We start from the raw sequence: 7,370 nt of genomic DNA, 5'->3' as shown, positions 1-7,370 counted from the left end.
CGGCGCCCGAAGGCGCCGGGGCCGGGGAGCCGGCCGGGCTCGGCACGGCTGCGCCCGGGGAGGGCTGGACCGGCGGGGCGGACACCGGGGGCGACGGGGGCGGCGGCTCGGCGGCCGGCGACGCGGTCCCGGCGACCTTGCCGTCGGGGCCGATGAAGACCGGGCTGCCCCCCGGCACCAGACCCAGTTCGTGCGCCCGGCGCTGCAGCGCGTCGGGCGCCGAGTAGCCGTCCACGTCCCGCTGCAGTGCCTGTTCCTCGTCCGTGAGCGCGGTGGTCTCCCGCTTCAGCTTGCTCAGCTGGAAGGAGCCCTCGTTCAGCGCCGAGTTCAGCAGCAGCAGGCTGATCAGCCCGCCGCCGAGCAGCGCCACGACCAGCAGGACGAACGGGGTCCGCGCCGCCTGTCCGGCGACCGGTCCCCCCAGCACCCGCCCCAGGCGTTTCACAGGCGCGCCTCCCGGATGCGTTCCACCCCGCGGCAGCGGGCCGGCGCCGCACGCCGGTTCTGCGCGATCTCCTCCTCGGTCGGCAGTTCCGCACCGCGCGTCAGCAGCTTCAGCTTCGGCTGGTACTTCTCCGGTACGACCGGCAGCCCGGGCGGGGCCGTCGAGGTCGCGCCGGCGGCGAAGACCTGCTTGACGAGGCGGTCCTCCAGCGAGTGGTACGAGAGGACCGCGATCCGGCCGCCGACCGCGATGCGGTCCACGGCGGCGGGGATCGCCTTCTCCAGTCCGGACAGCTCGCCGTTGACCTCGATGCGCAGCGCCTGGAAGGTGCGCTTCGCCGGGTTGCCGCCGGTCCGCTTCGCGGCCTGGGGCAGGGAGTCGCGGATCAGTTCGACGAGGCGCGCGCTGTTGGTGAAGGGCTCCTTGGCCCGCTCGCGCACCACCGCGGACACGATGCGCTTGGCCTGCTTCTCCTCGCCGTACTGGCGCAGGATCCGGACCAGCTCGCCGGGGGCGTAGGTGTTGAGGACCTCGGCCGCGCTGATGCCGGTCGTCTGGTCCATCCGCATGTCGAGCGGGGCGTCCTGCGCGTAGGCGAAGCCGCGGTCGGCCTCGTCGAGCTGCATGGAGGAGACGCCGAGGTCGAAGAGGATGCCCTGCACGGTGGGGATGTGCAGGCTGTCCAGTACCTCGGCGAGGTCGGCGTAGATGGCGTGGACGAGGGTGGCCCGGTCCCCGAAGGGCGCGAGGCGCTCTCCGGAGAGGCGCAGGGCTTCCTTGTCCCGGTCCAGGCCGATCAGGTGGACCTCGGGGAACCGGGTGAGCAGGGCCTCGCTGTGGCCGCCGAGGCCGAGGGTGCAGTCGACGACGACGGCCCCGGGCCTCTCCAGTGCCGGGGCCAACAGGTCCAGGCACCGCTGGAGCATCACCGGGACGTGTCGGGACTCGCTAGTCAAAGCGCCCTCTCAGATAACGGCGCGGCAGGCATACGCCGCGCCGCGCACGCGGAGTCTTACCAAAGGGCCGGGGCGGCCGGTCAGGGCCGGGCTCCGGCCGGTTCGCGTCACTTTAGTGCAACGGTCGCCGCGGTCAACGAACCGCCCCGCGCGCCGTGCGCCCCGCTGCGACCGAAGCGGCAAATGCCGCGAATCACCCGGACGGCCGCGTGCGCCTCACCCCTGTGGGTTAGCTCACACCAGGCCCGGGTGACCTTCTTTGTCCACCCTCACTCGATGCTCACACGTCCTGTGACCACTAACGTCGTATCCATGACGACTTCCGTACCCGTGCCCGCCGCCTCCGCGCCCAAGGCCGACGAGGGCAACTCCGTCACCGACCGCCTGGTGTCGTCGAACCGCGCCTACGCCGCGAAGTTCTCCGACCCCGGCATGGACGCCCGTCCGGTCCTCCAGGTGGCCGTCGTGGCCTGTATGGACGCCCGCCTCGACCTGCACGCCGCCCTGGGACTGGAGCTCGGCGACTGCCACACGATCCGCAACGCCGGCGGGGTGGTCACCGACGACACCATCCGTTCCCTCACCATCAGCCAGCGGGCGCTCGGCACCCGCACGGTGATACTCATCCACCACACCGGATGCGGTCTCGAAAGCCTGACCGAGGACTTCCGGCACGAGCTGGAGGACGAGGTGGGCCAGCGTCCCGCCTGGGCCGTCGAGGCCTTCCGCGACGTGGACCAGGACGTCCGCCAGTCGATGCAGCGGGTCCGCACGAACCCCTTCCTGCCCCACAAGGACGATGTGCGAGGCTTCGTCTTCGACGTGCACACCGGGCTCCTGCGGGAGATCGATCCCACCTCTTGAGTGACACCAGGGCCAAGCGCCGTCAAGAATGCGGGGAGACGTCGCCCGGAAACACTTCCGGGCCGGTGTCCGCGTTGTTGATTGCTCGCGATTTCTGAGGTGTTTCGGGGTGGGCCGGTCATGCGCCATGGGGCGCCGGCCCTGGGAAAGGGTCGAGGAGAACCAGGTGACCACGTATGACGACCGAGCGAGCCTCGCGGATCTGACCAGCACGGCGCAGCAGGTGCGGGAATCGATCGAAAGCGTGATCGAGGGCAAGCCGGAAGTGGTCCGCCTCGCGCTGACCGTCCTGCTCGCCGAAGGCCACCTGCTGATCGAGGACGTTCCCGGCGTCGGCAAGACGATGCTGGCCAAGGCGCTCGCCAAGTCCATCGACTGCTCGGTCCAGCGGATCCAGTTCACTCCGGACCTGCTGCCCTCGGACATCACCGGCGTCAGCATCTACGACCAGCAGCGCCGGGAGTTCGAGTTCAAGCCGGGTGCGATCTTCGCGCAGATCGTCATCGGCGACGAGATCAACCGCGCCTCCCCCAAGACCCAGTCCGCGCTGCTGGAGTCGATGGAGGAGCGCCAGGTCACCATCGACGGCACCACCTACACGCTGCCGAGCCCCTTCATGGTGGTCGCCACCCAGAACCCGGTGGAGATGGAGGGCACCTATCCCCTCCCCGAGGCCCAGCGCGACCGCTTCATGGCCCGGGTGTCGGTCGGCTACCCCAGCCCCGAGGCCGAGCTCCGGATGCTCGACGTGCACGGCGGGCTCTCCCCGCTCGACGACCTGACGGCCGTCGCGCACGCCCACGACATCGGCAAGCTCATCGAAGCCGTCCGCGAGGTGTACGTGGCCGCGCCCGTCCGGCGCTACGTCGTCGACCTGGTCTCCGCCACCCGCAGCCACCCGGACCTGCGCCTGGGCGCCTCGCCCCGCGCCACCCTGCACCTGCTGCGGGCCGTGAAGGCCTCCGCCGCCCTGGCCGGGCGGGACTACGTACTGCCCGACGACGTCCAGGCCCTGGCCGGACCGGTGCTCGCGCACCGGCTGCTGCCCACCGCGCAGGCCCAGCTGAGCCGGCGCACCGCGGAGCAGGTCGTCGCCGACATCCTCCAGCGCACCCCCGTACCGGCCGCGCCCTCACGCGGCGAGATGCCGCCCGGCGCGGGCATCCGGGGCTTCTGATGAGCGCCGGCGCCCCGCACGGCGCGGGCGGCCGGGGTCCGGAGTCCACCGGGACAGGCGCCGGGCTGCGCGCGTCGCTGTCCGGGCTGACCACCCGCGGCCGGTCCTTCCTGGCCGCCGGGATCGCCGCCGGGCTGTGCGCGTACGTCCTCGGGCAGTCCGAGCTGCTCCGGGTCGGGCTGCTGCTCGCCGTGCTGCCGCTGCTCTGCGTCCTGGCCCTGCACCGCACCCGCCACCAGGTCTCCGGCACCCGCCGGCTGACCCCGATGCGGGTGCCCGCCGGCTCCGAGGCCCGGGTGCAGCTGCGCCTCGACAACACCTCCCGGATGCCGACCGGGCTGCTGATGCTCCAGGACCGGGTGCCGTACGTGCTGGGGCCCCGGCCGCGCTTCGTCCTGGACCGGGTGGAGCCGGGCGGCCGCCGCGAGGTGTCGTACCGGGTCCGCTCCGACCTGCGCGGCCGCTACCCGCTGGGCCCGCTCCAGCTGCGCCTCACCGACCCCTTCGGGCTGGTCGAGCTGACCCGCTCGTTCTCCGCCTACGACACCCTGACCGTCATCCCGCGCACCGAGGCGCTGCCCCTGGTCCGCTTCGCCGGCGAGTCCTCCGGTTACGGGGACGGCAGCCGCCGCTCGCTGGCCCTGGCGGGCGAGGACGACGTGATCCCGCGCGGCTACCGGCGCGGCGACGACCTGCGCCGCGTGCACTGGCGCTCCACCGCCCGCTACGGCGAGCTGATGGTGCGCCGCGAGGAGCAGCCCCAGCGCAGCCGGGCCACCGTCCTGCTGGACACCCGGCGCCTCGCCTACGAGGGCGCCGGACCCGACTCCGCCTTCGAGTGGGCGGTATCGGCCGCCGCGTCGACCCTGGTGCACCTGCTGGAGCAGGGCTTCTCGGTGCGGCTGCTGACCGACACCGGGGACTGCGTGCCCCGCGAGGGCGGCGGCTTCACCTCCGGGGGGCAGGAGTCCGCGGAGGCGGCGGGGCTGCTGATGGACACCCTCGCGGTGGTCGGCCACTCCGACGGCGCGGGCCTCTCGCGGGCCTGCGACGCGGTACGGAGCAACGGAGCCGGCAGCGGCCTGGGCGGAGCGGGCGGGGACGGGCTCCTCATCGCCTTCTTCGGAGACCTGGACGAGGTACAGACGGGACTGGCTGCAAAGATGTGCCGCCGTGGCGGAGGCGCCGTGGCCTTCGTACTGGATTCCGCGGACTGGTCCGGGCGGCCGCAGGGGCTGGCTTCGGTGATGTCGGCGATGTCGGAGGGAGTGCCTCCGCTGGAGGAGCGCCTGGGCGGGCTGCGCGACGCGGGCTGGACGGCGCTGGCCGCCCCGCCCGGGGTGGCCTTCGGGGAGCTGTGGCGACAGGCGGGCAACGCGCCGATCGGTTCGGCGGGCGGTTCGGGTGCGGCGGGGGGCTGGGGATGAGCGGGCGGGCGAGACTGACGGTCTTCGCGGCTCTGGCGACGCTGTTCACCGCCTGGTCGCTGAACCCGCTGGTGGAATCGGGCGGCTGGCTGCCGCAGGCGGCGCTGCTGCTGGTGCTGCAGAGCGCGGTGGGCGCGGGGGCGCGGCGGGTGCCGCTGGCCCGGACGCTGACCGTGGCGGCGCAGGTCCTCGTGTCGCTGCTGGCGCTGATGCTGCTGTTCGGCGGGAAGATGCAGTCCGCCGCCGGCGACGGGCTGCTGGACTACCTCGTAACGGACTTCGGCGCGCTGTTCAGCCAGGGCGTCCAGGACGTGAACGAGTTCTCGATGCCGGCGCCGCTGACGGACGGGATCCGGCTGCTGCTGGTGTCCGGGGTGCTGCTGATCGGCCTGCTGGTGGACCTGCTGGCGGTGACCGTACGCACGGCCGCCGCGGCCGGGCTGCCGCTGCTCGCGCTGTACTCGGTGGCGGCGGGCCTGTCGGGCGCGGCCAACGGCTCCGGCGGCGCCTCCTGGGTCTCCTTCCTCCTGGCGGGCTGCGGCTACCTGCTGCTCCTCCTGGCCGAGGGCCGCGACCGGCTCGCACAGTGGGGGCGGGTCTTCGGCGCCGCTGCGCCTTCCTCACGCAGTCAGGTCGCGGCCGGCTACTCGGGCGGCGGACAGGCGCTCGCCCCGGTGCGCACCGGGCGGCGGATCGGCGCGGTCGCGCTGGGCCTGGCCCTGGCGGTGCCGATGGTGCTGCCCTCGCTGGGCAGCGGAGTACTGGGCCCGGGCGGCGGCGCGGGCGAGGGCGAGGGCAACGGCCTGGGCCCGTCGATCCAGGCGGTCAACCCGCTGGTCTCCCTGCAGAGCAGCCTGAACACCCAGGACAACCGGGTGGTGCTCCGGTACCGCACGGACAGCCCCCAGCTCAGCGAGCAGTACCTGCGGATCCTGGCGCTGGACGAGTTCAACGGCGTCAAGTGGGAGGCCTCGGGGCGGGCCCTGACGGACGTCCCGAAGCGGATGCCGAACCCGCCCGGGGTGAGCGGGAGCGTGCTGGACGGCGCCACCGAGGTGCAGACCTTCATCTCCTCCGCGCAGACGTACGCGCAGCGCTACCTGCCGATGCCCTATCCGGCGACGGGCGTGGACATCGCCGGGAAGTGGCGGTTCGAGCCGGCCGGGCGGACGCTCGTCGGGGACCAGCTGGGCAAGGACAAGTTCCAGAACGCCCAGGGCGTGCAGTACTCGGTGCGCAGCCTGCTGCTCAACCCGACGGCGGAGCAGTTGCGCAGGGCTCCGGCGGCGGATCCCGAGATCGCGTCCGAGTACACGAAGGTGCCGGACAACCTGCCGGCGGTCGTCGTCCAGACGGCCCGCGAGGTGACCCGCGGCACGAAGGACGACTACTCGGCGGCGGTCAAACTCCAGGACTACTTCGCGGTGAGCGGCGGGTTCCGCTACGACACGAAGGTGTCCTCGGGTACGGGTTCGCAGGCCATCGCCAAGTTCCTCGCCGACAAGGAGGGCTTCTGCGTCCACTTCGCGTTCTCGATGGCCTCGATGGCGCGCACGCTCGGGATCCCGGCGCGGGTCGCGGTCGGGTTCACGCCCGGGGTGAAGCAGTCCGACGGCGTCGTCAACGTCTCGATGCGGGACGCGCACGCCTGGCCGGAGCTGTACTTCGAGGGCGTGGGCTGGACCCGCTTCGAGCCGACGCCCCGCTCGGGCATCACGGTGCCGGACTACAGCCGGCCCGCCGCGCCGCAGACCCTGCCGAACGTGCCGACCTCGGCCCCGTCCGCGAGCGCGGCGCAGCCTTCGGCCGGGCCCTCGACGGCGGAGGACTGCCCCGCGGACCAGAAGAAGCTGGGCGAGTGCGGTCCGGCCGCGGCGCAGCGGAACACGGGCGCGGGCGGTGGCGGCCCCTCGGCGGGGACCGTCCTGGCCTGGACGGCCGCCGGCATCCTGCTCCTCGCCCTGCCGCTCCTCCCGTTCCTGTGGCGCGGGCGCCTGCGGGCGCGGCGGCTCGGCTCGGGGCAGGTCCTGGCCGCCTGGCGGGAGCTGGGCGACACGGCGTGGGACGTCGGGATCGCCCCGGACGAGGCGCTGTCCCCCCGGGGGGCTGCGGACCGGGTGGTGTCCCTGGGCCGCCTGGACGCGGAGGCGGCCGATGCCGTACGCCGGGTCGCGGGCGGGGTGGAGCGGGCGCTCTACGCACCGCCCGGCGCGGAGCCCTCGTACGGGGGGCTGGCGCAGGACGTCCTGCTGGCCCGCGCCGGGCTCCTCGCGGGCGTCTCCCGTCCGGCGCGGCTGCGGGCGCTGTTCTTCCCCCGGTCGGCGGCCCGCGTGCGCTGGGCCGCCTCGGCCCGCTGGTCGGATCTGGCCGACCGTGTCGCCGGCGCGGCGTCGCGGGCCCGGGCACGCATCCCGCTGGGCGGCCGCGGCTGACTGCGGGCCGGACTCCGTTCCCGGAACGGGAGACGGCCGAGGCCGGGGCTCGAGGGGATCGAGCCCCGG

At 73.7% G+C, this 7,370-nt stretch carries 6 protein-coding genes; 4 read left to right on the top strand and 2 right to left on the bottom strand.

Annotated features, from left to right (window positions below; translation table 11 throughout):
• Together ABZY57_RS31320 and rsmH are read right to left on the bottom strand one after the other, a co-directional pair.
• Window positions 1-445 (bottom strand): septum formation initiator (locus ABZY57_RS31320; RefSeq protein ID WP_356517704.1); only part of this gene is annotated, 445 nt, incomplete at its 3' end.
• Window positions 442-1,401: a 16S rRNA (cytosine(1402)-N(4))-methyltransferase RsmH gene (gene rsmH, locus ABZY57_RS31315; RefSeq protein WP_356517702.1), complete on the bottom strand. Its 960-nt coding sequence runs from the start codon at window positions 1,399-1,401 to the stop codon at window positions 442-444. The genes ABZY57_RS31320 and rsmH, both read right to left, overlap by 4 nt.
• A gap of 312 nt (window positions 1,402-1,713) precedes the next feature.
• On the opposite strand from rsmH, the gene ABZY57_RS31310 reads away from it, so the two are divergent.
• The 4 genes from ABZY57_RS31310 to ABZY57_RS31295 all read left to right on the top strand — a co-directional run bounded on the left by ABZY57_RS31310 (window position 1,714) and on the right by ABZY57_RS31295 (window position 7,301).
• Window positions 1,714-2,265 (top strand): carbonic anhydrase, encoded by a 552-nt coding sequence (locus tag ABZY57_RS31310; protein WP_356517700.1) that lies wholly within the window; start codon window positions 1,714-1,716, stop codon window positions 2,263-2,265.
• A gap of 166 nt (window positions 2,266-2,431) precedes the next feature.
• Window positions 2,432-3,442 carry a MoxR family ATPase gene (locus ABZY57_RS31305; protein WP_356517699.1) on the top strand — a complete coding sequence of 337 codons (1,011 nt, stop codon included), beginning with the start codon at window positions 2,432-2,434 and terminating at the stop codon, window positions 3,440-3,442.
• Complete coding sequence (locus ABZY57_RS31300) at window positions 3,442-4,869, top strand: DUF58 domain-containing protein (protein ID WP_356517697.1); 1,428 nt, start codon at window positions 3,442-3,444, stop codon at window positions 4,867-4,869. The genes ABZY57_RS31305 and ABZY57_RS31300 overlap by 1 nt, the downstream gene beginning before the upstream one ends.
• Window positions 4,866-7,301, top strand: coding sequence for a DUF3488 and transglutaminase-like domain-containing protein (locus tag ABZY57_RS31295; protein WP_356517695.1), 2,436 nt, complete (start codon window positions 4,866-4,868; stop codon window positions 7,299-7,301). Before ABZY57_RS31300 ends, ABZY57_RS31295 begins: the two co-directional genes overlap by 4 nt.
• The last annotated feature ends 69 nt before the right edge of the window (window positions 7,302-7,370 follow it).

Source organism: Streptomyces sp. NPDC006450, assembly GCF_040612195.1.
GTDB lineage: Bacteria > Actinomycetota > Actinomycetes > Streptomycetales > Streptomycetaceae > Streptomyces.
This window is presented reverse-complemented; position numbering and strand designations above follow the sequence as displayed.

Bases quoted from the DNA above. Each gene is read 5' to 3' on its own strand.
- ABZY57_RS31300 (WP_356517697.1), top strand. From the start codon at position 3,442: ATGAGCGCCGGCGCCCCGCACGGCGCGGGCGGCCGGGGTCCGGAGTCC.
- ABZY57_RS31310 (WP_356517700.1), top strand. From the start codon at position 1,714: ATGACGACTTCCGTACCCGTGCCCGCCGCCTCCGCGCCCAAGGCCGAC.
- ABZY57_RS31295 (WP_356517695.1), top strand. From the start codon at position 4,866: ATGAGCGGGCGGGCGAGACTGACGGTCTTCGCGGCTCTGGCGACGCTG.